The organism is Curtobacterium sp. MCBD17_008, assembly GCF_003234475.1.
Classification (GTDB): Bacteria; Actinomycetota; Actinomycetes; order Actinomycetales; family Microbacteriaceae; genus Curtobacterium.
On sequence record NZ_QKTK01000014.1, the window covers coordinates 54,526 to 76,687 of the forward strand.

33 protein-coding genes are annotated in these 22,162 nt (G+C 69.8%); 1 reads left to right on the top strand and 32 read right to left on the bottom strand.

Features of this window, described 5'->3' with window-relative positions:
* Window position 1 precedes the first annotated feature (1 nt).
* The 28 genes from DEI95_RS13025 to DEI95_RS13155 form a co-directional block, all read right to left on the bottom strand.
* A complete protein-coding gene (locus DEI95_RS13025; RefSeq protein WP_111060509.1) occupies window positions 2-2,464 on the bottom strand; it encodes a phage tail tape measure protein in 2,463 nt (820 codons plus the stop codon).
* Between the two features lie 16 nt (window positions 2,465-2,480).
* Window positions 2,481-2,906, bottom strand: coding sequence for a hypothetical protein (locus DEI95_RS16735; RefSeq protein WP_111060510.1), 426 nt, complete (start codon window positions 2,904-2,906; stop codon window positions 2,481-2,483).
* Window positions 2,849-3,148, bottom strand: coding sequence for a hypothetical protein (locus tag DEI95_RS13035; RefSeq protein WP_111060511.1), 300 nt, complete (start codon window positions 3,146-3,148; stop codon window positions 2,849-2,851). The genes DEI95_RS16735 and DEI95_RS13035 overlap by 58 nt, the downstream gene beginning before the upstream one ends.
* An 88-nt stretch (window positions 3,149-3,236) precedes the next feature.
* Window positions 3,237-3,842, bottom strand: coding sequence for a hypothetical protein (locus DEI95_RS13040; RefSeq protein ID WP_111060512.1), 606 nt, complete (start codon window positions 3,840-3,842; stop codon window positions 3,237-3,239).
* A 60-nt stretch (window positions 3,843-3,902) separates the two neighbouring features.
* Complete coding sequence (locus DEI95_RS13045; RefSeq protein WP_111060513.1) at window positions 3,903-4,298, bottom strand: hypothetical protein; 396 nt, start codon at window positions 4,296-4,298, stop codon at window positions 3,903-3,905.
* Window positions 4,295-4,549 carry a hypothetical protein gene (locus DEI95_RS13050; protein WP_111060514.1) on the bottom strand — a complete coding sequence of 85 codons (255 nt, stop codon included), beginning with the start codon at window positions 4,547-4,549 and terminating at the stop codon, window positions 4,295-4,297. Before DEI95_RS13050 ends, DEI95_RS13045 begins: the two co-directional genes overlap by 4 nt.
* Window positions 4,549-4,887, bottom strand: a complete 339-nt coding sequence (locus tag DEI95_RS13055; RefSeq protein WP_111060515.1) for a hypothetical protein — start codon at window positions 4,885-4,887, stop codon at window positions 4,549-4,551. Before DEI95_RS13055 ends, DEI95_RS13050 begins: the two co-directional genes overlap by 1 nt.
* Window positions 4,884-5,462 carry a hypothetical protein gene (locus DEI95_RS13060; RefSeq protein ID WP_111060516.1) on the bottom strand — a complete coding sequence of 193 codons (579 nt, stop codon included), beginning with the start codon at window positions 5,460-5,462 and terminating at the stop codon, window positions 4,884-4,886. The genes DEI95_RS13055 and DEI95_RS13060 overlap by 4 nt, the downstream gene beginning before the upstream one ends.
* 8 nt (window positions 5,463-5,470) lie before the next feature.
* Complete coding sequence (locus tag DEI95_RS13065; protein WP_111060517.1) at window positions 5,471-5,770, bottom strand: hypothetical protein; 300 nt, start codon at window positions 5,768-5,770, stop codon at window positions 5,471-5,473.
* A 71-nt stretch (window positions 5,771-5,841) separates the two neighbouring features.
* On the bottom strand, window positions 5,842-7,053 hold the full coding sequence (locus DEI95_RS13070; RefSeq protein WP_111060518.1) for a phage major capsid protein: 1,212 nt from the start codon (window positions 7,051-7,053) through the stop codon (window positions 5,842-5,844).
* 12 nt (window positions 7,054-7,065) lie between these two features.
* Window positions 7,066-7,824 (bottom strand): HK97 family phage prohead protease, encoded by a 759-nt coding sequence (locus DEI95_RS13075; RefSeq protein WP_111060519.1) that lies wholly within the window; start codon window positions 7,822-7,824, stop codon window positions 7,066-7,068.
* A 10-nt stretch (window positions 7,825-7,834) separates the two neighbouring features.
* Window positions 7,835-9,802 carry a phage portal protein gene (locus DEI95_RS16860; RefSeq protein ID WP_220036658.1) on the bottom strand — a complete coding sequence of 656 codons (1,968 nt, stop codon included), beginning with the start codon at window positions 9,800-9,802 and terminating at the stop codon, window positions 7,835-7,837.
* Between the two features lie 15 nt (window positions 9,803-9,817).
* Window positions 9,818-11,428: a terminase large subunit domain-containing protein gene (locus DEI95_RS13085; protein WP_146243665.1), complete on the bottom strand. Its 1,611-nt coding sequence runs from the start codon at window positions 11,426-11,428 to the stop codon at window positions 9,818-9,820.
* 16 nt (window positions 11,429-11,444) lie between these two features.
* Window positions 11,445-11,912 carry a hypothetical protein gene (locus DEI95_RS13090; RefSeq protein WP_146243666.1) on the bottom strand — a complete coding sequence of 156 codons (468 nt, stop codon included), beginning with the start codon at window positions 11,910-11,912 and terminating at the stop codon, window positions 11,445-11,447.
* Between the two features lie 126 nt (window positions 11,913-12,038).
* Window positions 12,039-12,536, bottom strand: a complete 498-nt coding sequence (locus DEI95_RS17115) for an HNH endonuclease signature motif containing protein (protein ID WP_111060522.1) — start codon at window positions 12,534-12,536, stop codon at window positions 12,039-12,041.
* A complete protein-coding gene (locus DEI95_RS16740) occupies window positions 12,455-12,733 on the bottom strand; it encodes a hypothetical protein (RefSeq protein ID WP_181436332.1) in 279 nt (92 codons plus the stop codon). The genes DEI95_RS17115 and DEI95_RS16740 overlap by 82 nt, the downstream gene beginning before the upstream one ends.
* Before the next feature lie 198 nt (window positions 12,734-12,931).
* The gene (locus DEI95_RS13105) at window positions 12,932-13,219 is read right to left on the bottom strand and encodes an HNH endonuclease (RefSeq protein ID WP_146243667.1); all 288 of its coding nucleotides are present in this window, start codon (window positions 13,217-13,219) and stop codon (window positions 12,932-12,934) included.
* A 529-nt stretch (window positions 13,220-13,748) separates the two neighbouring features.
* A complete protein-coding gene (locus DEI95_RS13110) occupies window positions 13,749-13,949 on the bottom strand; it encodes a hypothetical protein (protein ID WP_111060525.1) in 201 nt (66 codons plus the stop codon).
* Window positions 13,946-14,602: a hypothetical protein gene (locus DEI95_RS13115; protein ID WP_111060526.1), complete on the bottom strand. Its 657-nt coding sequence runs from the start codon at window positions 14,600-14,602 to the stop codon at window positions 13,946-13,948. Before DEI95_RS13115 ends, DEI95_RS13110 begins: the two co-directional genes overlap by 4 nt.
* On the bottom strand, window positions 14,599-14,751 hold the full coding sequence (locus DEI95_RS16745) for a hypothetical protein (RefSeq protein ID WP_181436335.1): 153 nt from the start codon (window positions 14,749-14,751) through the stop codon (window positions 14,599-14,601). Before DEI95_RS16745 ends, DEI95_RS13115 begins: the two co-directional genes overlap by 4 nt.
* A gap of 160 nt (window positions 14,752-14,911) precedes the next feature.
* Window positions 14,912-15,388, bottom strand: a complete 477-nt coding sequence (locus tag DEI95_RS13120; RefSeq protein WP_111060527.1) for a single-stranded DNA-binding protein — start codon at window positions 15,386-15,388, stop codon at window positions 14,912-14,914.
* A complete protein-coding gene (locus DEI95_RS13125; protein WP_111060528.1) occupies window positions 15,385-15,588 on the bottom strand; it encodes a hypothetical protein in 204 nt (67 codons plus the stop codon). The genes DEI95_RS13120 and DEI95_RS13125 overlap by 4 nt, the downstream gene beginning before the upstream one ends.
* 232 nt (window positions 15,589-15,820) lie before the next feature.
* The gene (locus tag DEI95_RS13135; protein WP_146243668.1) at window positions 15,821-17,128 is read right to left on the bottom strand and encodes a replicative DNA helicase; all 1,308 of its coding nucleotides are present in this window, start codon (window positions 17,126-17,128) and stop codon (window positions 15,821-15,823) included.
* The gene (locus DEI95_RS13140) at window positions 17,121-17,468 is read right to left on the bottom strand and encodes a hypothetical protein (RefSeq protein WP_146243669.1); all 348 of its coding nucleotides are present in this window, start codon (window positions 17,466-17,468) and stop codon (window positions 17,121-17,123) included. Before DEI95_RS13140 ends, DEI95_RS13135 begins: the two co-directional genes overlap by 8 nt.
* Window positions 17,419-18,255 (bottom strand): hypothetical protein, encoded by an 837-nt coding sequence (locus DEI95_RS13145; protein ID WP_111060532.1) that lies wholly within the window; start codon window positions 18,253-18,255, stop codon window positions 17,419-17,421. The genes DEI95_RS13140 and DEI95_RS13145 overlap by 50 nt, the downstream gene beginning before the upstream one ends.
* Entirely contained in the window at window positions 18,255-18,398 is a 144-nt protein-coding gene (locus DEI95_RS16750; protein WP_181436337.1) for a hypothetical protein, read from the bottom strand. Before DEI95_RS16750 ends, DEI95_RS13145 begins: the two co-directional genes overlap by 1 nt.
* Window positions 18,395-18,847 (bottom strand): XF1762 family protein, encoded by a 453-nt coding sequence (locus DEI95_RS13150; protein ID WP_111060550.1) that lies wholly within the window; start codon window positions 18,845-18,847, stop codon window positions 18,395-18,397. Before DEI95_RS13150 ends, DEI95_RS16750 begins: the two co-directional genes overlap by 4 nt.
* The gene (locus DEI95_RS13155; RefSeq protein WP_146243670.1) at window positions 18,844-19,200 is read right to left on the bottom strand and encodes a hypothetical protein; all 357 of its coding nucleotides are present in this window, start codon (window positions 19,198-19,200) and stop codon (window positions 18,844-18,846) included. Before DEI95_RS13155 ends, DEI95_RS13150 begins: the two co-directional genes overlap by 4 nt.
* Before the next feature lie 25 nt (window positions 19,201-19,225).
* Between DEI95_RS13155 and DEI95_RS13160 the strand changes: the two genes are divergently transcribed.
* Window positions 19,226-19,432, top strand: coding sequence for a hypothetical protein (locus tag DEI95_RS13160; protein ID WP_111060534.1), 207 nt, complete (start codon window positions 19,226-19,228; stop codon window positions 19,430-19,432).
* 23 nt (window positions 19,433-19,455) lie between these two features.
* Here the strand turns inward: DEI95_RS13160 and DEI95_RS13165 are convergent, their stop codons facing one another.
* Genes DEI95_RS13165 through DEI95_RS13180 form a run of 4 tightly spaced genes read right to left on the bottom strand, consistent with a single transcriptional unit; the run spans window position 19,456 to window position 22,095 of the window.
* Window positions 19,456-20,808 carry a ParB N-terminal domain-containing protein gene (locus tag DEI95_RS13165; protein WP_111060535.1) on the bottom strand — a complete coding sequence of 451 codons (1,353 nt, stop codon included), beginning with the start codon at window positions 20,806-20,808 and terminating at the stop codon, window positions 19,456-19,458.
* Entirely contained in the window at window positions 20,805-21,338 is a 534-nt protein-coding gene (locus DEI95_RS13170; protein WP_111060536.1) for a hypothetical protein, read from the bottom strand. Before DEI95_RS13170 ends, DEI95_RS13165 begins: the two co-directional genes overlap by 4 nt.
* On the bottom strand, window positions 21,335-21,703 hold the full coding sequence (locus DEI95_RS13175; RefSeq protein WP_111060537.1) for a hypothetical protein: 369 nt from the start codon (window positions 21,701-21,703) through the stop codon (window positions 21,335-21,337). Before DEI95_RS13175 ends, DEI95_RS13170 begins: the two co-directional genes overlap by 4 nt.
* Complete coding sequence (locus tag DEI95_RS13180) at window positions 21,703-22,095, bottom strand: hypothetical protein (RefSeq protein WP_146243671.1); 393 nt, start codon at window positions 22,093-22,095, stop codon at window positions 21,703-21,705. Before DEI95_RS13180 ends, DEI95_RS13175 begins: the two co-directional genes overlap by 1 nt.
* Window positions 22,096-22,162: the final 67 nt, after the last annotated feature.

Consider the following 22,162-nt stretch of genomic DNA (forward strand, 5'->3'; position numbering starts at 1 on the left):
GTCACCCTCGCCTCAGTTCGTAGTTCAGCGAGTCCGCGGCCACACGGCCGATGGTCTCCTCGGACATGCCCGGTGCGGGGTGGATGTGCTGCTCGACCGCCGCCTTCCCGGACCCGCCAGCGCCAGCGGTGGCCGGCGTCTGCGCTCGAGCTGCGGCCCGGGCTGCCTGCGTCCGTGCCGCGAGCGACGGGGCGAACGACACCGCGCTCGGGATCTCCTCGGTGATGTCACCGAGGAGGCCCTGTAGCGCACCGCGTTCACCCGAGATGCCGTCCATGAGGCCCTGGATGATCAGCGACCCGTTGCCGACGAGCAGCTTCGCGTCCACCCGGGCTGGACCCTTCCAGTCCGGGATCATCGACGTCAGCTTGCCGAGGAGGTCCTTCACCCCACCGATGGCGTTCTTGATGCCCTGGATGAGGCCGCCGATGATCTTCTTCCCGATGTCGAGCAGCAGGGTGGGTGCGCCCTTGAGGGCGTCGAGGATCATCCCGTTCAGCCCGTTGACGAACCCGAGGACCTTCGTGATGCCGTTGGAGAAGAACCCGGCGATCTTGTCCCACAGGCCGGAGAAGAACCCGAGGACTGCGCCCCAGATGGCCGCGATCTGGTCGCGTGCGTTCCCGGACCCGGTGAGCAGGTTCACGAACCAGGTCAGCGCTGTCGTGATCCCGGTGACGATGAACGTCAGCACCTTCACCACGAGCCCGAGCGCCCACGCCAGCCCGGAGACGAGCGGAGCGATGAGCGCGAGGATCGGCGTGAGCAGCGCCACCAGCAGGTTGATCAGCGGTGTGAGCAGCGCACCGACCAGCGAGATGATCGGCACCAGCAGCGGCAGGAGCGCCGCGACGAGGCCGAGGATCGGGGTGATCAGCGGCAGCACCGCGTTCAGGACCTGGCCGAGCAGCTGCGCGAGCAGCGTCACGAGCGGCATGAGCGCCACGAGGACACTCGACAGCACCGACCCGAGGGTCGCCGCGATCGTGCCGATGATCGGCGCGAGGGTGGTGAGCGTCGACGCGAGGACACCGCCGAACGTGGTCGCGAGCTGCACGATGACCGGGAGCAGGGTGGCGAGCACCGAGGTCAGGGTCGACGTGAGGATCGTGACCACGGGCGACAGTGCCGTGAGGAGCGACTGCAGGACCGTCATCAGCGCGCCGCCGAGCGTCGTCGCCAGCCCGGTGAACGCGGACAGCAGCGTCGGGAGCAGCGGCTCGATGACCTTGAAGATGAGCGACAGCGGCGAGAACGACTGCCACAGCTGCAGGACCGTCCCGATCAGCGGCCCGAGGGTGGACCCGAGCGTCGAGAACAGCGGCCCGACCGCAGCGAGCCCGGCGGTCAGCCCCTCCGACACCTTCGGGCCGAGGGTCTGCGACAGCGCCGCGACCTTCTGCATGCCGCCGCCAGCCGAGTTGAACACGGCGTCGCCGAGCGGCTTCAGCGCGGACAGGGAGTTGTTCTTGACGATCGTCCACGACTCGGCGAAGTCCGCCGTCTCAGCACCGAGGCCGAGGATCGTGTCCGAGCTCAGCCCGGCCGCGCCGGTGAGGTCGTCGAGGGCGAGGGTGCCGCCCTGGATGGCGCCGACGAGCTGCGACGCGCCCTTCGCGCCGAAGACCTTCCCGGCGAGGTTGATCGCGGACGCCGTGTCGCCGGCGTCGATGAAGCCCTTCAGCTCGTCGACAGTGCGGTGGAACGCGTCGGCCGGCTTCTCGCCGTCCTTCGACAGGGTGACGAGGGACTTCGACAGGGCACCCATGACCTGGCCGGTGTTCAGACCGGCCTTGTCGAGGGAGCCCGCGAGAGCGGCGGTGTCCTGGAACGAGAAACCGAGGTTCTGCACCGCAGGTGCGTTCTTCTGCACCGACGCGGCGAGATCGTTCATGCCGACACCGGTGGCCTGCGACACCTGGAACAGCTGGTCGAGGGCACCGGACACGGCGTCGCCCTCGATGCCGAACGCGGAGAACGCTGCCGTCGTCGACTGGATGTCGAGGTCCTCGCCGAGGATGTTCCCGGCCTGGATGTACTGCGACGACACCTTCTCGAGGGCGTCACCGGTGAGCCCGAGGCGCTGGTTCACCGATGCGACGGTGGAGCCGGCGTCCTCGAACGACGTCGGGATGGTGTTGCCGACCTGCTCGGCGATGCTCGACAGTTCCCCGAGCGCTTCACCGGACGCACCGGTCTGCACACGGATGGTGTCAGCGACGTCGTCGAAGACGGACCCGACCTGGTACAGGCCCGCGAAGGAACCGACGATCGCGGCGCCAATCGCAGCGCCCGCGATGGCGCCCTTCAGCTTCGACGCGAACCGGTTCCCGGTGCGCTCACCGGCCTGGTCGCCGGCGGCTTCCGCGTCGGGGATGAGGGACCGGGCGATCTCGCCCTGCGCACCCCGCATCGACGGGACGAGGCTGATGTAGGCGGTGGCCAGTTCGGTAGGTCCGGGCACGGGCCACCGCCTTCCATCAGTTCGTCCGAGGCGACCAGCCCAGGAACTCGTCGAGAGCGTCGATGTCCATCGCGGTCGGTGCGCGGCCGCCGATCTTCTGCCGGTCGCCCGGCCGCTGGATCGGCTTCGGCTTCGACCCCTTGCTGCCGGCGCGCTGCCAGTTCGCGCCCGCGAGGAGGTCCGCGACGGTCGCGAGGAGGTGCGTCGACGGGTCCGCCCACGCGACCGCTTCGTCCCCGTGGAACGAGCGGGCGAACGCGGACGTCATCGGCGACCAGCGGAGGAACGCGCGCAGGTCGAGCCACGAGAACCGGTCCGTGCCGACGTCGTCGAGGGACCGGCCGATCAGGAACAGGTCCGCGCGGATGGCCTCCCCGTGCCCGTCTAGGACTCGGAGGAGGCCGAGGATTCCCCCGTCGTGATCCCGGACCCTTCGGCCCACGCGGTGTAGAACGCCTCGACCTGGTCGAGGCCCTCGAACCGGTCGACGATGCCGGGGTGGTAGTGCTCGAGCAGCGCGTAGACGCGGTCGATGCGGTTGTTCATCGCGTCCATCTCGCGCATCAGCGACGGCTTGATGAACTGCAGCTTCGGGACCTTGTACGTCTTCCGGTCGCCGGGCATCTTGAACGACCACTGGTTCTGGTCGATGGACGCCTTCGAGGTGGGGACTTCGTAGACCACGGTGGGACTCCTTCACGGTCGGGACTCCGGGGCGTGACAGCGGGCCGGGTGGAGTCCCGTCCGGCCCGGCCCGCTGATCTGTGAGGCGCTACTTCGCGAGCGACTGCGTGGTCACGACGGGGAGCTTCCGGCCGTCGTCGGTGAGCTCGTAGATGTAGACGCCGTCCTCGTCCGGGTACGCGGTGAGGGTCACGTCGCGCACGGCGCCGTCGCTGACGGAGTACGGGGTGTCACCGGTCTCGGTGATCTGCCCGTCCGACGCGACGACCTTCAGGTGCGCGTCACCGTCGGCCATGTCGAACACCCACGAGAGGTGCGGGGCGTCGTCCGCGGTGACGTTGACGCGCATCTGCTCACCGTGCGTCGCATCGGCCTCGGTGACGGTGACGTTCCGCTCGCCGTACACCGCGCGGGCGGCGTCCGGGTTGAGGTACTCGAGGAACTGGAACGCGAGCTGCACCGCGAAGCCGGTCGTCGCCCGCTTGACCGTCAGGCCGCCCCAGTCCTTGATCTCGTTCGTGTCGCGCGACTCCGACTTCGTGACGCCGTCCTCGGAGATGTAGCCAGCGCGGATCAGCGCCGCGTTGAGCGTGTCAACGGCGGTCTCGGGGAGCGGGGTGCCGAGCGGTCCGCATGCGACACCGCCGGCCGCGACCGGCTTGCCGTTGATGACACGGAACTTGTTGTTGGTCATGGTGAGCCCCTTTCCGGGCAGCAGAAACGACCGCCCGAAGCGGCCAGTGGGGGTTGAGCGCTACGCGGCGCGCAGCGTCACCGCGTACGTCGCGGTGGATCGGGCCTGTTCCGTGTCCGGATCAGGGAGGTCGGCGGGCATCGCGAAGACCCCGACGTCGGCGCAGGGGACCCCGCCCATCCACCCGTTGCGGGCGGCGCGGAGGATGATCGCGTGGCAGCGGCGGGCGAGGTCGTCGGCGTCACCGTCGGTGGCGGCGTACGACTCGACGAGCACCGTCGGGGTGACGTGCACCAGGGACACCGGCGTGCCGCCTGCAGCGCGGACGCGGACGAACTTCTTCGGACGCGGTGACGGCACCCGTCCCGCCGCGCGCTCCGTGCCCGGCAGGGAGGCGTTCAGCTCCCGCACGACGGCCATGACGGAGTCGGGCGGGACGATCAGCTCGGCGATCACCGGCCGGCGTCCAGCGATCCGGAGAGGGTGCGGTTGCGGGCCTCGTCGAGGATCGCGGGGAACGTCGCCGTGCGCACGGACGCGCGGACGCGGGACGAGCCCTGCCGGACGTCGACCTCGTAGTCCGGCTCTCCGCCGGCGGCCGCGGCAATGCGGTTCGCGCGGGCCTCGAGGTCGGCGCGGACCTCGTCGGACTTCAGGAGCTCGCGGATGCCGGCCTGGTTCATCTCGATGCGGATGGTGGTGCCCATCACCCCTCCCATCGCTGCAGGGTCAGCCGGGTCGCGTTCAGCGCACCGGTCGGGGACGGGACGTGCTGCGGGTCGCCAGTCACCTCGTACCGGATGCCCTCGTACTCGACGAGGTCGGACGCGACGATGTCGCACTGGTACGGGGCGTCGACGGTGTAGCCGGTCGCGACCGCGAGGCGGCCGTCGTTCTGCTCCGTCGACGTCGTCGGCTCGAGCCAGCAGCGGCGGATGTCCAACCGGTCCGGCTCGGCGTCGTAGTCCGGGACGAGCGTCCCGCGGTCGTCGCGGGTCGGGAAGCGGAGGCGGGTGATCGTCAACCGCGCGAACGACGCCCTCACGGGAGCGTGCCGATCGTGTACGGCGCCAACGCAGCGAGCTCGTGCTCCATGATCACCGTGCCGCCGGCGACACCGGCGGCCGTCGTCGACCAGGTGATGTTCGCCACGAGGGACTGCTCACGGACGACGCCCAGCGGGGAGCCAAGCGCCCGGGCCGCCATCTGCAGCGTCAGGTCGACGATCGGCTCCGGCACGTCGTCGTAGCCGTGGCGCAGGTCGACCTCGAGCGCGCCGAACTGTTCGGACAGCGGCGACGTCGTGCGGAGCATCCCGGATCCGCGCGAGACGCGGAAGGCGTCCGCCGGGAGAGCGACCCCGTCCTGACGGACGGCGAGTACCTCGACGACGCGGAGTGTGGGAAGGACGAGCAGGCGCGAGCCGGGCCCGTCCAGGTAGAGCGTCTCGGTGGTCACCGGGCCGACGAACCACCCGCAGTGGTCGCGGATCATCCGCGTCGCGACGTCGAGCGCGTAGCCGAGGAACGGACGATCCGTGGGGATCACTCCATCGGTGCGCTCGTCCATCTGCTGCACGGACGCGAACGCGTTCGACTGCGTGGTGGTGTCGTCGGCCACGGTGCCTCCTACTTCGTGTCGGCCGTGCGGGCCTTGTTCGCCGGCGCGGACGCCTGCTTCTTCGCCGCCTCGGCGTTCTTCGCCTCGAGCTCGCGTGCGGCCTTCTCCTCGGCCTCACGGGCGGTGGCCTCGTCCGCCTCGCGCTGCTTGCGATCGGCCTCCTCGACGGCGAGCCGCTCGGCGTTCTTCGCCTCGAGCTCGGCGAGACCCGCGTCGATCTCGTCCTCGACGAGCACGGCGCCATCGGGCGCGGCGTCGTCGTCGAACTGGTACGTGGATCCGTTGAACCGGTACTCCTTGAGGGCCATCACGGCCTCCCTTCGCTCAGTGCTGAGACAGGAGCGGGACCAGCCGGTGACAGCTGGTCCCGCTCAGGACGTCACGCGGCGGGGGCCGCCGACGAGAACGAGACGACGACGAACGCGGACGGACGCCGCACGGCGAGCGTCAGACGCTCCTCCGCGCGGATCGTGATCCGGTTGTTCGTGAAGTCGTCCTGGTCCGAGTTCGTCGCCTCGACCGTGACGCCGCCCTTGCGGATGACGGACGCGGCCTGCGCGAACGATCCGACGAGCGCCTTGCCCTGCGCGATCGCCGGCGTGACGACCGTGCGCTCACCCCACAGCGGGGGCTGCTCGGCGATGGTGCCGTTGCCGTACTGGCCGGCGAAGAACCCACCGCCGAAGTACTGGCCGTTGGCGTCCTTCGAGAGACGCAGCGCCTGGTAGTCGGCCGGGTGGATCACGATGCCGTCGGCGTCGAGCCCGGAGCCGGTGACGACCTTCGTGATGCCGCGGAACAGCGCGTCCGCGTTGTCCGCCGTGCTCGCCGACGCCTCGGTCTGGATGCCGGAGCGCTGCAGGAGACCCCGCAGGTTCTGACCCGTCCCGCTGCCGTTCAGCAGCTGGTTCTCCTCGAAGAGGCCCAGCTGGTAGAGCAGGCGGCCGTCGATCGCCGAGGCGAGGAACGGCAGGTCGTCGCGGAGCTCGTCGGACTCCTTGATGAACGCGGCGAGCTTCTTCAGCGCCTCGGTGACGGCCGTCGGGTCCGCGTAGTGCAGCTGCGGCTTCTGGCCGTTCTCTGCGACGCCGGCGAAGTCGCCCTCGAGCGGCCCCTCGACGAAGTACGTCAGCGCGGTTCCGCTGATCGTCTCGGTGCCGAGGAGGTCGGCGATCGTCAGTCGGCGGCGGTTGCCGGTGACGATGTTCGTGTCGACCGTGGTGAGCGCGGGGATGAGCGCCTGCGGCGTCACCTGCACGTCACCGGCGGCCTTGAACTCCGGCGCCGCCGCGGTGAACTTCGACCCGCCCGTGTTGCGCAGGCTGTCACCGACCGACTTCACGAAGTGCGAGCCGAGCGACTTGGCGGGCCGCTCGTCCGCGGGCTCCTCGTCGACGTGGCCGAGGCCGTCGAAGCCCTTGAGCGCGTCCTGCCGGTCGACCTTCGCCTGCAGGTCCTTCACGGTGTCCGACTTCGTGCGCGCCTCGGCGAGCTCCGCTTCGGTCACCTCGTGGCCGTCGGCCTTGAGGCCGTCGATGAACTCGCGTGCGTCCTTCTGGGCCGCGGCGAGCTGTTCCTTGAGCGTCTTCATGACGCCTCCTTCTCAGATGAGGTTCAGTTCGATCCGTCGCAGCTCGGCGGACGCACGGTTGGGCTCCTCGGACTTGGCCGCGGGCGGCTCCTCGTCCTTGGCCGCGCCTGCGCTGGCCTTGCTGGTGTCCTCGTCGTCGCTCGGGTCGAGCTCGGCGAGGAGCTTGGTGAGGCCGTCGCGAGCGGCGTCGAGCGAGGCGAGCGCGTTGCGCATCTCGTCCTCGTTCTTCGCCGAGAACACGCGTCCGGCCTTCAGGTCGTGGGTGAGCCGGTCGGCTGCCGACTTCACGCCGATCAGCTCCGTCTCCTGGTTGGCACCGATCGGGGTGGGGCCGACCTCGTAGAGCTTCAGCTCGTTGAGGGAGTAGAACTCGCGGCCGTCCTCCACGACCCACGCGCCGTTGACGACGTCGTAGGCGAACGAGAACTGGGTGACGCGGCGTCCCTTCAGCAGGCGGTACACCTGCTGCGCCTTCGCCCCGTCGAGGTCGATCTGCGCGAGGACCTCGAGCCCCTGGTCGGTCTCCTTCGCCTCGACGACGTAGCCGATGTTGTAGTCCGGGTCGTCCATGCGGTGCGACCAGTACACGGGGATCGGGTCGCCCTTGGCCGCCCAGTCGGCGAGCGTCTTCGCGAACGCGCCCGGCTGGACGACGTCGCCGTAGCTGTCCTCGTTGCCGAAGACGGACACGACGGCGCGGAACTGCCCGTCCTCGAGTCCGTCCTCGGTGCCGGCTGCCTTGACGGCGACCGGGGCCTGCTTCGTCAGCATGCGTGTCTCCTCACGGGATGGTGATCTGTACGTCGCAGGTGCATCCCGCGAGGTCGTCGACGTCGAGCGCGGACGCGTCGCCCGGCCAGTTCGCGCCGTTCGAGAACGAGTCGCTGAGCGCGACCGTCTCGCCGTTCATCGACGCGTGCGCCGGCCGCGGGTTCGAGGACGTGACGATCCACGTCTTCGTCGCCGTCTCACCGGCTCCGGACTGTGTGACTGCCTCGACGGTGGCGAACGAGGCGAGCCCGGTCGCGAGCGTCATGCCCGCCTGGTCAGCGCGGGCGTCCGCGGCGACGTCGAAGACGTTCGTCAGTGCGTCCGTCGGGTCGTCGTCGTCGAGGGCTGTGTCGAGCTGCGCCTTCGTCGCCCGGTTGACTGCTACCGCGGTGTTCTTCGCCACGGCCTTGAGGTAGTTCGTGGTCCGATCGACGTCGTACGTGTCGGGGTCCACGCCCACCTGCTCGAGCGTCTTCCGCGCCGCAGCGACGGTCAGCGGTGTGGAGGCGGCGAGGAGGTCGTCCGACAGCTCGTCGTCCCACCGGTCCTCGTCCCACCAGTCGCCGGCCGCCTTCGCGCCGAGCGCGGAGAGCACCACCCGCTTCTGCCGGTCGAAGAACGCCGCGAACACATCGCGCACGGTCTTCACCTGCTTCTGCGTCGCGCGCTGCTTCACGAGCACGCCCCGCGACTTCACCGCAGGCGCGCCCTCGGCCCGCTTGATGAGCGACGCCAGGGCTGCGAGCGTCCCGATGGGGTCGCCGCCGTCCTGCGGGGACGCCTGACCGCCGATCACCACGTTCAGCGGCGTCACGAGCTCGTCGCCGCCCTCGATCTCCGGCAGGTTGTTCCTGCTGCGGGCCTCGTTGCGGGTCATCCACGGGGCGCCGGTCGACGTCGACAGGACGGCAGCCTGCTCCTCGAACGAGCCCTGCAGCTTCTCGGCGATGTTGAACTCGACGTACACGCCGTCGTCGTCCGTCAGCTGCGGCACGAGGAACGCGTTCAGCCGGTCCTCGATCTGCGCGATCAGCGGGCCGAGCGTCTCCGTGTACAGCATCCGGCGGAACTCGCGCACATTCGAGAAGTTCGCGTTATCGAGCTGCCCGATCATCGTCGGGTTCACGTGGTAGACGGAGGCGACCGTCGAGATGGCGAGCTTCGCCGACTCGATGTACTCCTCCTCGCGGGCGGTGAAGCCCACGCGCTTCATCTCGATGCCGTCCTCGAGCAACGGCGTCCCGCCAGCCTTCGACCCGGACGCCGTGAACTCCTTGAAGGACTCCACGAACCGGTTCCGCGCTGCCGGATCCCACTTCGTGGCTGCCGCCGGTCGCGTCAGGTACGTGCCGACGCGGCCGCCGCGCTTCCACATCTGCAGACGGAACTCCTGCGCGCTGATCTGCTCAGCGAGGGTCTGCTTCAGCGCCTCGATCGGCGGTGTGCCCGTCGTCCGCGACAGCGGCGACCAGCCGACGAACGTGATCATTGCCGAGGCGGGGACCTTGAACTCCTGCTCCCCCGGCGGGCGGATCACCCACTTCTCCGGGCCGAAGAAGTCGCCGCCCTCCTTGCCGACCACCCACGGCGCTGGCACCGACCGGATCGACCAGCCCGAGGGGGCGTCGTCGTCCGGGCCGAGGGCCCAGTACGCGCGGTCGTACAGGTCGAGCATCGCGACGAGGTCGTAGACCAGCTCGAACGTCGTCTGGTGCGCGTTCGGTCGGCGCATCAGCTGCGCCACCGGGTTGTCGCGCACCCGCTCCCGGCTCTCCCCCACACGCTGGAACGTGTGCAGGCCCAGCTGCGCGACGTTCCGCGCCCGGAACGACACCACGGACCGGAGCGCCGGCTGGGTCCGCCACATGTCCTCCGGCGTCCGGTTCAGGACAGAGCTGGTGAGCGCGTTGATGTACTCGACGGGCACGTTCGGACGGAGTTCGTTCGTCACGCCGCGGATGAAGTCCAGCAGTCCCACGGCGCCTCCCAGCGGTCAGAGCACGAGGACGCCTGCGCCCTCGTCGTCGTACGCGGAACCAGTCGGCTCCGGGTTGGTGTTGAGCAGCCACACGGCGCCGACAGCGGCGACGAGCGGGGACGCGTCCTGCGGTGACTTCTGCCGGTCGATCAGCCAGCCGTCAGCGGCGGGCCGCACGGCGGCCGTCGTCGCGGCGAGGTCGAGGTTCGGCTGCGCGCCGTGCGTCAGCGTCAGGACCGGCTCCCGCAGACCCACGTCATCGGCGGGCACCACGGCGGCGCTGACGGCGTCGAAGACGATGCCCGACGCCCGAGCGAGGTCCGGACCCTGCCACGGCGTCACAGCACCCCAGGGCGCGTCGACGACGTTCTCGAGATCCGTCACGAGGGACGACACGGGTGCGCCGTTCCACTGCAGCGTCAGGTGCTCCGGCCGGACGGCTCGGTCCTTCGACGTCAGCCACGGGATCACCCAGTCGGTGCCCGGCCGGGACGCCGCGATCTCCACACGGCGCCGGCCCTCGGTGTCCCAGAACGCGATCGCGATGTGTGCCCACACGCGGTCGTGGGACACGTCGATGCAGAACGCGACCGGACGGGCGATGTCACGTTCGACCGTGGCGATCGTCGTCGCCTGCCACGCGCCGGTCGGGAACGGGCCCGTACCGGCGGTGTTCACGAACTGGCACAGGACCTCGGTGCGGAACTCCACCTCGGGGTCCGACAGGGCAGCCGCGGCGATCGCGCGCTCGTCGAGCTCGGTGTGCCCCATCGACGGGTTCGCCTCAGCCCACCCGTCACGGTCCCACCGGCCGCGCGGTACGCCGTCGACGTCGCCAGCCGACCACTCGAACAGGCCGATCGACCCCAAGTCGAGGTCGTCGAGCATGTCCTCGGGGACACCCTCCGGCGCCTCACCGTTGATCGCGGCGAGCGCCACCGTCCGCAGGTGCCGGAGCACCACCGACGCGGCGTCGCCAGCGTTCGAGACACCCCACACCTGCGCGCGGCGCCGGGCGAGCGTCGTCTTCGACGTCGCTGCCCACGCGCGGAAGTCCTGATGTTGCCGGAGCTCGTCGAAGATGACGAAGTCCCCGCGGAACCCGCGGCCGCCGTTGCGGTTCGCGGACGCGATCTTGAACTTCTCACCCCGGTCGAGCATCAGCAGCACGGAGCCCTTGCCCTCGTGCTTCGTGTCGATCTCGTCGGCGAGCTCCGGGATGGCCTCAGCGACCGCGACCGCCTCGTCCCACGCCTCGCGGGCATGGTCGATCGTCGCGTGCGTCTCGAGCACCATGCGGGCGCCGTCCTGGAACAGCCGCCACAGGATCAGCACCGTCAGCAGCGTCGACTTGCCATTCTGCCTGGCGACGAGCAGCAGCACCGTCCGGAACCGCGGCACCGACCCGGCGACGTCGAGCAGCTCGAGCGCGTGGATCAGCAGCCACCGCTGCCAGTCGAGCAGCCGCGGCATCAACGCGAGGTAGTCGACGTCGTCTTCCGGCGTCCGGTTCGCGTCGAGCTCCTCGAGGCGATCGCGTGCCCAGTCGGCGAACTCGATCACCTCGAACCCGAGCGACGTCTCCGGCGTCAACGGCCGCAGTGGCTTCGTCCACAGACGAGGCACCGACGACCCGAAGCGCTTACCGCGCCCGCTTCTCTGGCCGCTTGAACGCCGAGACGTTGCCGGCCGGCTTGCCGGACGCTCCGCCACCGTTCCCGACATCGCCGCCTCCCGTCGCATCCACCAGTCGCCGGGACCGCAGTTCCCGCTGCAGTCGCACGGACGGCGTCGCGCCGAGGTCGTTCAGCACACGCGACAGCGCACGATGCGCAGCACGAGCAGCCGCCCGGTCCCCCGCCGCCGCCGACAGGTCCACGTCCTCCGCGAGCATCCGCGCCTGCGCCTTCGACGCCTCATCCGACGGCGTCAGCCACCGCGCCGCCTTGATCGCCGTCTCCACCGCGTCCCGCATCGTGCGCAGGGCCGTCCCGTTCGCCACGTTCGCCGCAGCAGGAGCCGCCACACCCCGCGCAGCACGCTCCGCAGCCCGCTTCGCCCGCATCCGCTCACGAGCAGCAGCCCGACGCTCCTCCGGAGACTGAGCCATCACGGCCACCTCCCTCTGCGAACGCGAACAGGCCGTTCGCACGTGCTCACCCCTGGGTGGGGAAGATCACTCCCGGCGGTTGGGCCCGTGCGGGGACACCCAGCGATCTGACCGCCCCCTGGGTGGTCAGGCTGCTTGACGTGCTTTGTACCGTGCGTCGGCGTCCTGGCGGCAGGGTCGGCATGCTCTGTGGCCCTGTGGTGTCGTGTAGACGTTGCTTGCGGTGCGTGGGTGGCCGTTGCGGCACGTCCCTCGGTTCGGCTTGATGCCTCGGGCGGTGTTCACCTGAGTGGTGACGGGCTCGAGGTGCTCGGGGTTCACGCATGCGCGGTTGCGGCACAGGTGGTCGAGCTGGTGTCCCTCGGGGACAGGTCCGACCCACTGTGTGTAGGCGAGGCGGTGTGCTGCCTGCGGGACTCCCTGGTACTTCATGACGCCGTAGCCGTCGCGGTCCAGGTAGCCGGTCCAGTGCCAGCAGCCGAAGGGTGTGTACTGCACGTGACCGGGGATGCGGTCTTCGAGGGACGCTGCAGGACGGGGCATCAGGCACCCTTGGTCGTCTCGAAGAGGTGCAGCTTGATCCACGTACCGGGGAACCTGACTGCACTGCCGATGAACGTCCATGACTCGTGCACATCGTGACCGGTACCGACGATGGTGAAGGTGCGATCGACGGTGGGGTGGTCGGGGTTGAGACGCACCCAGAGGTTCAGGAGACCTGGGATGCGTTCGTCTGCTTCGACTGCGATCGGTTCCGCGTCAGCGGGGATCTGAATCGTTGAGCCGGAGGGCGTGATCATGTGCCGATGGATCGTCTGCATGGCGGGACTCCATTGCTCAGTGGGTGGTGGCCTGCACGGCGGCCGAGGTGCCAAGCCCGGCCGGTCCGAGTGGCGCCCGGATCGGAGCCGCCGCAGCGGTGAGGTCCTCGCCGTGCAGGTGGTCAGTGGGGTGCGTCGCCTCGGGGCGGCGGTTCGTGCGTGTGCGGTGGCAGGTGCACGCCACGGCGGTGTCGCACATCACCACGCCTCGGAGGTGAGTCCGATGCTGGGTGCTGCCTGCCCTGCGCCTTTCGCGCGGTTGCAGCGGTGGTGCGTCGGCTTCCGGTTCGATGGCTCGAACTCGAGGTGCGGGTGCGTTTTCACCGGCAGGGTGTGGTCCACCTCGAGCGCGTCGGGGGTGTTCGCTGGTGCGTCCCAGTCGATGGTCGCCTGACCGCAGAGGGCGCAGGGTGCGTTGACGGCACGCCACCGGGTCTTCTCCTCGGCGCGCATCTCCGTGTGCCGGCGGCTTCCACCTCGGGGCATCGGCTGCTCCCTCCGGCTGGTGGGGGTCGGCGGGGACGCAGGTACCGCTCCGGGGCGACAGGTCAGCCCGGATTGTGACGGCCCTTCGCGCGACTTCTGGCACGCGTTGACGTCCCCGCCGAAGTACGGGTGAGCACCCCGGGGACTGCCGCGCGCTGGCTTCCCTCGGGGTGCTCGTTGCCGGTTCGTCCGCTCGGGGTATCGGACTCCCTCGATAGGCGACGGTTCCGGCTCGCCGCCCCAGTGCAGACCCCGCAGCTGGAAGGGGCCGGCTCGATCCGCACGCGTGTCGGCCGGTCTTGCGGGCACGAGGCCCGGTCGTCGGACCGGCGCAGCCTCCCAGAAGCGCCGGCCCGGGATCCGTTCGCCACCGACGGCCGGGACGGATCAGCCCGTGACCCGGGGCAACGACGCCTCACTGGGGGTACGACGAAGGCCCCCACCGTGATGGTGAGGGCCTTCGGTTGCTCCTTGCCGGTGACCCGGCGTGGAGGTTCGCTAGCGCCAGTGTACACACTCGGTCCGCAGTTCAGGTTCGCGGCGCGTCGCGTGCCCTTCCCCGGCGTCGTCCGTGTGCTGCTGCGTGGGTGACGAGGTCGGTGAGCTGCACGTAGCGGCGGCCTCCGTAGAGGACGGTCGGCATCCCGTTCGCTGCCCACTGCTCGACGGTCCGCTTGCTGCGGCGGATGCGCTTCGCGGCGGCGTCGAGGGTGAGGATCTCCGACGTCATCCGATCCAGTCCAGGACCTGGCGGTACGTCTTCGTGGGGATCTCGTACGAGCACGCCTCGCACTGCACGCGGACGTCGTGGACTTCCTCGGACAGCCAGACCGCGCCGACTGCGTGCTCGCCGCAGACGGGGCACTGGCGGGCGTTGACGTCTCGTGGTCGTCGGGGCGCTCGCGGGTACTTGCCGAACAGGGTCCGGAAGATGTCGTTCACGTCGTCGACGAACACGGGGCCGGCGCTGTCGGTGAGGATCTGCTCCCAGCGGATGAGCAGCCAGGTGACGAGGATCTGCACCAGCTGCCCAGCGCCGGCCGGAGTGGCTTCGGCGCGGAACCCCTGCTCCTCGCCGTCGCGCTTCCACACGACGACGACGGTCGCGGGCGGGTTCACCTGCAGCCGGTCGGACCAGTTCGTGACCCACTGGATGAGGCGGGCGTAGGCGTCGTCGGTGTCGTCGATCGCGTCGGCGCGGAACGGGAGCGGTGCCTCCTTCGACGCTGCTCGGGGCATCCCGTCGCTCATGGTGCCGAGCGAGGGGATGGCGAGGCTGCGTGCATAGGCGATGAGACCGGGGGCGTCACCGAGGGTGCGGCGTGCTCGGGTGGCGGCGAGGGCGAGTGCGGTCTCGTCGTCGAGCTCGATGGTGTCGGTCACGGTCGGTCCTTCCCGATGATCGTGCTGTCGGTCTTGCTCGGCTTCCGGACTTCCCGGACGACGGCCACGACGACGAGCACTGTGATGGCGGCGAGCACGACGGCGAGGCAGATGGCTCCGGCCCAGCCGAGGAGTGTGAGAGCGGTCATGGCGTGTTCCCTTCGGGGTGTGGACGGATGGCGGTGCAGCCGGGGACAGTGCACTCGTCGTAGCGGGTCGAGAGCCGGAGCCAGGCGTGACGGCATCCGGACCGGCCCGGGTTGACCTTGATAAGCCGACCTCCGGAGAAGACGCCTCCTGCGTCCGCCATCAGAACGGCGTCTCGTCGTCGTACGTGCCACCGTCGGTGCTCCACGCGTCGCCCTGCGGCTGCTGAGCGGCCTGCGGAGCCCAGGACGGGTTCTCGGCCGTCTGGCCTCCCCACGAGCCGCCAGAGCCGCCCTGAGACCGCGAAGCGCGCGGGATGATGCCGAGGGTCGGGAACCGGAGGACGAGCTTCGCGCCCGTCGACCCGTCCCGCTTCGGGTAGGTCTGCAGTTCCGGGTCGCCGGTGATGATGACCGCGGTGCCCTTCACGACCTGCTGCGCGACGAGGTCGGCCTGCTCCTCCCAGAACGTGGCTTCGACCCACGTCGTCTCGCCCTCGTTCTTCCAGCTGCCGTCGTCCTGCCGCTTCGAGCGCTGGTGCGGGACGGTGAGGGTGACGACGGACTTGCCGCCCTTCGTCGTGTTCGCGCGCGGGTCGCTGGCGACGAAGCCCTCGACGGTCATCGTGCTCTTGCTCATGGTGTCCTCGTCTCTGCCGCCGGGGCGGCCTTCTCGATGCGGCAAGCCAGTGCCGCGCTGATTGCTTCGTCCAGCTCGTCGCGGAGCTGCTCCGCCTCCGCGATCTCGAGCTGCGCCTGCGTGCCGCGAACCTCGACGGCCACGCCGCCGAAGTCGTCCGCCCACACGTCGGCGATGGTCTCGGTCTTCGTCCTCGTCACACCCACGGCTGTGTCGCCTCCCACATCTGCTGCTTGTGCTGCCGGTGCCACGCCTTGCGCTTCGCACCGCTGTCCAGGAGCGGAGACCTCGCGCCGCAGCTGCACAGGCCGTAGCCAGTACCTGCGACGCCACGGCTCTGCCGGATGTGAGTGCCGCGACGGGCGCCCGGTGCGTGCGGTGCGCCCTCGCCCTGAAGCTCGTGCCCGGGCACCCGCGTGTTCGTCTTCGCCATCAGGCGGCCTCCGCTCCGTCGAGGGGCACCGCACCGTGCGGCGACCAACCCCTGTCCCGAAGGCGCGCGAACTGGCCCTGCCAGATCAGCGACACCTCCCCGTTCTCCCCGTGCCGGTTCTTCGCCACCGCGACCGTCAGGTCCGCCGGCGTCTTCCGGTCGTACGACAGCAGCAGCACGACGTCCGCGTCCTGCTCGATCGCACCCGACTCCCGCAGGTCCGAGATCAGCGGCGTCCGCGTCTTCCTGCCCTCCGGCGACCGGTTCAGCTGCGACAACGCGATCACCGGGACGTGCAGCTGCTTCGCCAGTTGCTTCAGCGACCGCGACACCCCAGCGACGAACTCCTGCCGGGACTGCTTCTCCGTCGCGCCCTCCATCAGCTGCAGGTAGTCCACGACCACACCGGCCAGCTGCCCGCGCCGCGACACCGATCGGATGAACGCCCGCATCTCCGCGAGTGTCGTCGACGAGTCGTCGATGAAGATCGGTGCGCCCTGCATCTTCTGCCGGGCGATGCTGACGCGCTTCCGCTGCTCGTCGTTCAGCGAGTGGTTCCGCAGCGACTTCATGTGGACCTCGCCGAACTGGGCGATGAGACGCAGCTGCAGCTCGTCCTCCGACATCTCGAGCGAGACGTAGACGACCATCCCGCGACGCGCGAGCATCGTCGCGAGGTTCATCCCGAAGATCGTCTTGCCCTCACCCGGCCGTGCCCCGATGACGACGAGGTTCCCGCCGGCGAGGCCGCCGATCAGCTTGTCCAGCGACTCGAACCCGGTGGACATGAACTCCGGCTTCTCCGAGAGACGGGCGATCGTCGCATCGATCGTGTCGCTCACCGGGTGCACCTCGACGCGGGTGTTCTTCGCGACGAGCTCGAGGGTCTGCTGCGCCTCGTCGACGAGCTTCAGCGGGTCACCCTCGGTCGCGGCGCCCATCTGCGAGATCCGCAGACCGGCCTGCTGCAGCCGCCGGCGGATCGCCTTCTGCCGGACGATGTCGGCGTGGTAGCCGACGTTCGCCGTCGTCGCGACCATCGACGTCAGCTGGAACAGGTACGCGTCCCCGCCGACGTTCTTGATGAGTCCCTGCTGCTCGAGCTCGTTGATCACCGCGATCGTGTCCGACGGCTCGTCGCGCTCGGCGAGGGCCGCCGCGGCGCGGGCGATGTGCTCGTGCTTCGGGTGGTAGAAGTCCGCCGGCGTCAGGACGTCGAGGGCCTTCCAGATCGCGTCCCGGTCGAGGAGCATCGCGCCGACGACGGTCTGCTCGGCGACCTGGTCGAACTGCTGCACGTCATCCACGGCGACTCACCGCCTCGACCCACTCGGTGTCGCCCTCGTGCTCGTCGAACTCCTCGACGGTCACGCCGTGCGCCTCGCACCACGCCTGCTTCTGCTCCGCCATCAGCTCCGCCGTCGCGTCGACCCCGTACCGCGGCGTCGGCGCCGCGAGCTTCAGCACGTCCGCCGGCATCACCCAGCGGTGCTCCTCGCGGTAGTGCTGCTGCACCGCCTCGAGCGCGTCGTCGAACGACAGGTGCCCGATCAGCTGGTGCCAGGACCGAGCCGTGGCCTCGTTCAGCACGCGGCCGTCAACGCCCTGCGCCCAGAGCAGCAGCTGCGCCGTTTCCGATACCTGCATGTCCGTCCTCCTCCTCTCGCAACCGCCGCACGAGCGCGACGCTCTCTGCCAGTCGTTTCTCACCGCGGCCACCGCGCGGGCCGGGGACTTCGTCCTCCCACCGCTCGCCGTTCAGCCACGTCGTCAGGTGCGGCACGTACTGCGGCTGCACCCACTGCTCGTACCCGGCGCCATGCGTCCTGATTGCCTCGACGAGCTGCTCACGAGACACCGTCCGAGCCAGCACGAGACGCATGAACTTCGTCTTCGCGCCCTTCTTCCCGGCCTTCCTCGGCCAGCACTTCCAGGCCTCCTCGAACAGGTCCTCGAGCGTGTTCTTGTCTTCTTCTGTCTTCTGGGTCTGATTAGAAGGAACATCCCGCGAATTCGCGGGCTCCTGTCCGCGATTCCGCGGAGTCCTGTCCGCGATTCCGCGGGCTCCATTCCGCGATTCCGCGGAGTCGACTCCGCGCGACTCCTGCACCACCGGCCGCCACGACTTCGTGCGGTCGTAGTTCCCGCCGAGACGGTGCTCCGTTGACTCCACGAACCCGCCCGTCCGGAGCGCCCGCAGTGCTCGGTCGACCTGGTCCTCCGACAGTCCGACCTCGGCGCTGATCTGCGCGCTCGACGCCGGCCACCACGCCTGCTGCTCCGCGTCCACGTGACGGTGCGCGCCGTCCGCGCAGCGGAAGTGAATCCGCGTCCACACCAGCGCCTCGTTCGCGCCACCGAGGCGCTGCACCAGCGCTGCTCGCACCATCACGAAGTCGTGCGCCGTGATCTCGTCCTTCGGCACTCCGGCCATCAGCTGTCCTCCTCTCGTTCGTCCATCTCGCCCGCCTCGATGCGGGTCCTCATGCCCTCCGCCATCGCAGCGACGAGCGGGTTCCGGTGGGCCTCCCACCGGGCCAGGTGCGCCAGCACCGAGGTCCTACTCAGCGCGATCACGGCACCTCCCACAGAAAGCGCGTGATGTTCGCCACTGAGCGCGCCGTGCGGCGACGCGACGGCATGTCCCACCCGCCTCGGGGCGGTCGTTCGGCGATCACCCGGAAGCCCGCCGCACGCAGCGACGCCCCGGTCTCGCCCTCTTGCGTGTACGTGATCAGTCGCCGGTAGCCCATCGCGCTCGTCGCCCGCCAGGCGGCCGCGTAGAGCTTCGAGTTCGCATTCGGCGTGCCATCGGTCGCGCTGCGGGTGACCTCGAGCGTGTCGCCTTCCGCGTCGATCACGCGTGCGATGGGCCGGCCGACGACGATCACCCCAACGAGCTCCCGCTCGAGCGCTACCCCGATCGAGAACTTGTGCCCCTTCGGCGGCTCGTGGTGCCGGTGGTGCTCGGCAATGAAGCGCCGGGCATCCGCGAAGCTGACCGGGACCAGCTCGAGGCCGCTCATGACCACCCCGCGGCAGCCGGGTACACCGGGACCACCTGGCCGTCGTCCCGCAGCAGCACCAGGCCGTGCACCGCATGCCGCACCTCGACCAACTCCGGGTCCTCGTGACCGCCGATCTTGATCCCGCGCGCCACCGCCTCCGCCTGCATCGCCGGGTCCGACTCGATCGCCCCGTTGATGTCGCTCTCGAGCCACACCACGTTCGACAGGCGGTGCTTCCCCCGCCGACCGCCCATGCCGCCCTGCCGATGCTGCGGAACGAGCGTGTCCGACTCGTTGCCCGTCCACGCGCTCCGGCGGCCGTCACGCGCTTCGAGAGCGGCAAGGAGCGGCTTCGGAGTCTGGTCAGCCACGCCGAACACCCGCTACGGTGACGGCATGTCCCGCATCAACCGCCGCCACCTCGACAACGCCGTGAAGGCGCTCCAGGAAGCCGAGAAGCTCACTGACGACGTTGTCGACGTTCACGCGCGAGCCGCGATGGACAAGACGCACGAGTCGATTCAGCATCTGATCAGCTGGCTTGCGCAGGCGCAGGAAGCGCTTGGCAGCCACGGCACTGAGATCGTCGACGAGAACACCTGACCGCGGCGAACGGACCAACTCGCTCACGCGGCGGCCACCTGGTCCGCTTCGGTGACCTGCCGCTCAACGTCGGAGAGCTCGTAGCCCCACGACGCCAGCAGCTCGAGGTACGGCTTCACGCGCGACGACTGCCATCCCTTCCGGTCGAAGTCCCGCGCGCCCTCGATCGAGCCAAGGGCCAGCGCGAGCGCGACCTGCGGAGCACGAGTCGGGTGCTCGTCGAGGTACTTCACGACGTCGTACTTCCCGAGCCCGCCGTCCGACTTCGCCGCCTGCAGGAGCGTGAGCACCATCGGCCACGGGTAGTTGCCGTACGACTCGTCGAGTGACTGCCGCGCGGACAGCAGCTCCCAGCCCGGCGCCGGCTTTCCGCGCTTCTGCAGGAGCTCTTGCAGCCACGCCACACGAACGCCCGTCGCGACGTCCCACGCCTTCGTCCGCTCGCGGTCCTGACGCCGCTGCTCCTTCTTGGCGGCCTGCTCCTCGGGCGACAGGTCCGAGGTCTGCACTTGCCGCTCTCGCCACTCCGCTACGAAGAGCCCGCGTTCCCTCCAGCCGACGATGGCGTACTGCACCTCGGGGGCGCGCTCCCCCGAGCTGTAACCCGAGACGATGTAGGCGCGGAGACCGTCACCCGCTCGCTTCACGAGCTCGTCGTGCGGGAGAGAAGCTACCGTAGTCGAGCGCTTCGGCCCGGTGTAGAGGTCAGACGCCCGGACAGCATCGACGGCGTCGTAGGCCGGCGGGTCGATGACGGTGAGACCCTGCGCCTCGAGCTCCGCGGTCAGCTTCGCGCGGGCTCGAGCTGCGCGCTCGCGCTCCACGACGTACGACGATCCGTTCGCCAGCAGGACCCGGGCCTGCGCATCCGGGTCGTCGTCGAACTCCGCGACCGCGATCGCAGAATCGAACGACAGCTGCTGCTCGCGCATGGCCGTGGTCGCAGCCGTCGAACCGCCGACCGCGAGTGCACCGTCGACGACTTTCTTCGCCGTACCGGTGCGCCTCGCGATCGCCGCCGCGCTCACGCCGAGCTGCTCGAGCTCCTTCATCGCCAGCACCTGCTCGACGTCGTCCAGCTCCGCACGGTGCTCGTTCACCACGACCTGGTCGACGATCCGAGCCGCGTCCTCGAGCGGCGCCACCACGAACACCGGTACCTCCTGCACGCCGGCCTCCACCGCCGCGAGCGTGCGACGCTGCCCGTCCACCACCCGGAGCCCGTCCTCGGCCTCCTGCGCCGTGATCGGCACCAGCACACCGTGCTGCTTCACCGACGCGACGAACTCCTTCGTCAGCTTCGTGTTCGACCGGACGTTCGCCGCCACGATCAGCGTCGCCGGGTCGACCCGGACGACAGTTCCCTCGTTGCTCATGCCTGCTCCTGCTCCTCGAGCTCCTTGCGGAGCTGGATGACTTCCTGACGTGTGGCGCGGAGCGCTCGCTCCATGACGACGAGCACCCCGCGCTGCATCTCGATCGACTCGGTGAGCGTCAGCAGCGATTCCTGCAGCACCCGGTGCCCGCGCGGCCGCGGCAGCTCGGCCACCACCTCGGGGACCTGCTGCTCCTCTGGCGCCGGCTCGACGGCCTCGACCATCGGCTCCTCGACAACCTCGACCGGCGCGGTCGGCGCCGGCGGCTTCCTGCGAGCGACCGGCTTCGGGTCCCGCTTCTTCACGGGGTCCACGGGTACCGACTCCGCCGTCAGGACCGTCAGCTCTTCGCCGCGGTCCACCGCCTTCCGGTAGCCCCAGTCGGACGCGTACCGCTGATTCGCCTGCACGCACGTCTGGCCGCGATCGAGCTTCCCCGGGCACGCACCACCCGAGTGGCAGCCCGCCGCGTAACCCGACGTCGTCCCGTGCGGCGGGAAGTCATCTGCGTAGAGGTCGTGGCCGCTCATCGCTGCACCTCGACCCGCACCGTGGAGTCCACCGTGATGACGTGCGCTCGCCCGCCGAGCAGCGGCTCGAACGTGAACGTCGTCACCGTGCGTCCCGTGATCGACCCCTCATGGTGAAGCGCGATCACGCGACCCTCGAACGGTGCGTCGAGACCGGACTCCGGGACCGACACCGTCTTCCCGTACACGCCAGCGTTCAGCGCGCCCGCCATGACCTTCGGTGTCGGCGTCGCACCGCAGTGCGAGCAGAACCGCATGTCCTCGGACGGGTGGATCACCGGGACGACGTTCGCGCCCCTCGTGCGCTCGCAGCCGCGGACGTGCACCACGTCACCGCGACGCACCAGCATCGTGTTCTCAGCCATCAGCTCGCTCCCGTGTATCCCTGCGCGTGCATCCGGTCAGCAGCCCGCTGATCCGCACGCGACGTCCTGTGGTTCTCACCGGCAGCCGCGAACGCGTCAAGCAGCTTCCGGAGGAACTGGTCCCGCTTCTCAGCGAGGAGGAACGCGAGCTTCAGCTCGTACCCCTTGTCCGACGCGCGAGCCATCTGCTCCGCCAACGTCCGAGCGACCTTGTCCGCGCCCACCACCAACCGCACCGTCTCCCGGTCGACGTACGCCTCGTAGTCCGTCCTGGCAGTCGCATACGCCTCACCAGCGGCCTGCAGCGCAGCGACGACCTCGAAGCGCATGGCCGCGAGCTGATCCCCGTACGCGCCGAGCAGCGTCCGCCCAACCGCGTTCACGAGGGCCACGTGCAGCCGGTCATCCGGGTCCGGCCGGTGGATGCCGACCGAGGCCAGGACGTTCGCGATCCGCGGG

Excerpts from the sequence above, each read along its gene's own strand:
- DEI95_RS13090 (WP_146243666.1), bottom strand. The coding sequence starts at position 11,912 with ATGGCTCAGTCTCCGGAGGAGCGTCGGGCTGCTGCTCGTGAGCGGATG.
- DEI95_RS16740 (WP_181436332.1), bottom strand. The coding sequence starts at position 12,733 with ATGCAGACGATCCATCGGCACATGATCACGCCCTCCGGCTCAACGATT.
- DEI95_RS13120 (WP_111060527.1), bottom strand. The coding sequence starts at position 15,388 with ATGAGCAAGAGCACGATGACCGTCGAGGGCTTCGTCGCCAGCGACCCG.
- DEI95_RS13070 (WP_111060518.1), bottom strand. The coding sequence starts at position 7,053 with ATGAAGACGCTCAAGGAACAGCTCGCCGCGGCCCAGAAGGACGCACGC.
- DEI95_RS13165 (WP_111060535.1), bottom strand. The coding sequence starts at position 20,808 with ATGAGCAACGAGGGAACTGTCGTCCGGGTCGACCCGGCGACGCTGATC.
- DEI95_RS16745 (WP_181436335.1), bottom strand. The coding sequence starts at position 14,751 with ATGACCGCTCTCACACTCCTCGGCTGGGCCGGAGCCATCTGCCTCGCC.
- DEI95_RS13170 (WP_111060536.1), bottom strand. The coding sequence starts at position 21,338 with ATGAGCGGCCACGACCTCTACGCAGATGACTTCCCGCCGCACGGGACG.
- DEI95_RS13160 (WP_111060534.1), top strand. The coding sequence starts at position 19,226 with ATGTCCCGCATCAACCGCCGCCACCTCGACAACGCCGTGAAGGCGCTC.
- DEI95_RS13105 (WP_146243667.1), bottom strand. The coding sequence starts at position 13,219 with ATGCCCCGAGGTGGAAGCCGCCGGCACACGGAGATGCGCGCCGAGGAG.
- DEI95_RS13140 (WP_146243669.1), bottom strand. The coding sequence starts at position 17,468 with ATGCAGGTATCGGAAACGGCGCAGCTGCTGCTCTGGGCGCAGGGCGTT.
- DEI95_RS13075 (WP_111060519.1), bottom strand. The coding sequence starts at position 7,824 with ATGCTGACGAAGCAGGCCCCGGTCGCCGTCAAGGCAGCCGGCACCGAG.
- DEI95_RS13175 (WP_111060537.1), bottom strand. The coding sequence starts at position 21,703 with ATGGCTGAGAACACGATGCTGGTGCGTCGCGGTGACGTGGTGCACGTC.
- DEI95_RS13110 (WP_111060525.1), bottom strand. The coding sequence starts at position 13,949 with ATGACGTCGGAGATCCTCACCCTCGACGCCGCCGCGAAGCGCATCCGC.
- DEI95_RS13065 (WP_111060517.1), bottom strand. The coding sequence starts at position 5,770 with ATGGCCCTCAAGGAGTACCGGTTCAACGGATCCACGTACCAGTTCGAC.
- DEI95_RS17115 (WP_111060522.1), bottom strand. The coding sequence starts at position 12,536 with ATGGACGTTCATCGGCAGTGCAGTCAGGTTCCCCGGTACGTGGATCAA.
- DEI95_RS13150 (WP_111060550.1), bottom strand. The coding sequence starts at position 18,847 with ATGAGCGGCCTCGAGCTGGTCCCGGTCAGCTTCGCGGATGCCCGGCGC.
- DEI95_RS13145 (WP_111060532.1), bottom strand. The coding sequence starts at position 18,255 with ATGGCCGGAGTGCCGAAGGACGAGATCACGGCGCACGACTTCGTGATG.
- DEI95_RS13040 (WP_111060512.1), bottom strand. The coding sequence starts at position 3,842 with ATGACCAACAACAAGTTCCGTGTCATCAACGGCAAGCCGGTCGCGGCC.
- DEI95_RS13050 (WP_111060514.1), bottom strand. The coding sequence starts at position 4,549 with ATGGGCACCACCATCCGCATCGAGATGAACCAGGCCGGCATCCGCGAG.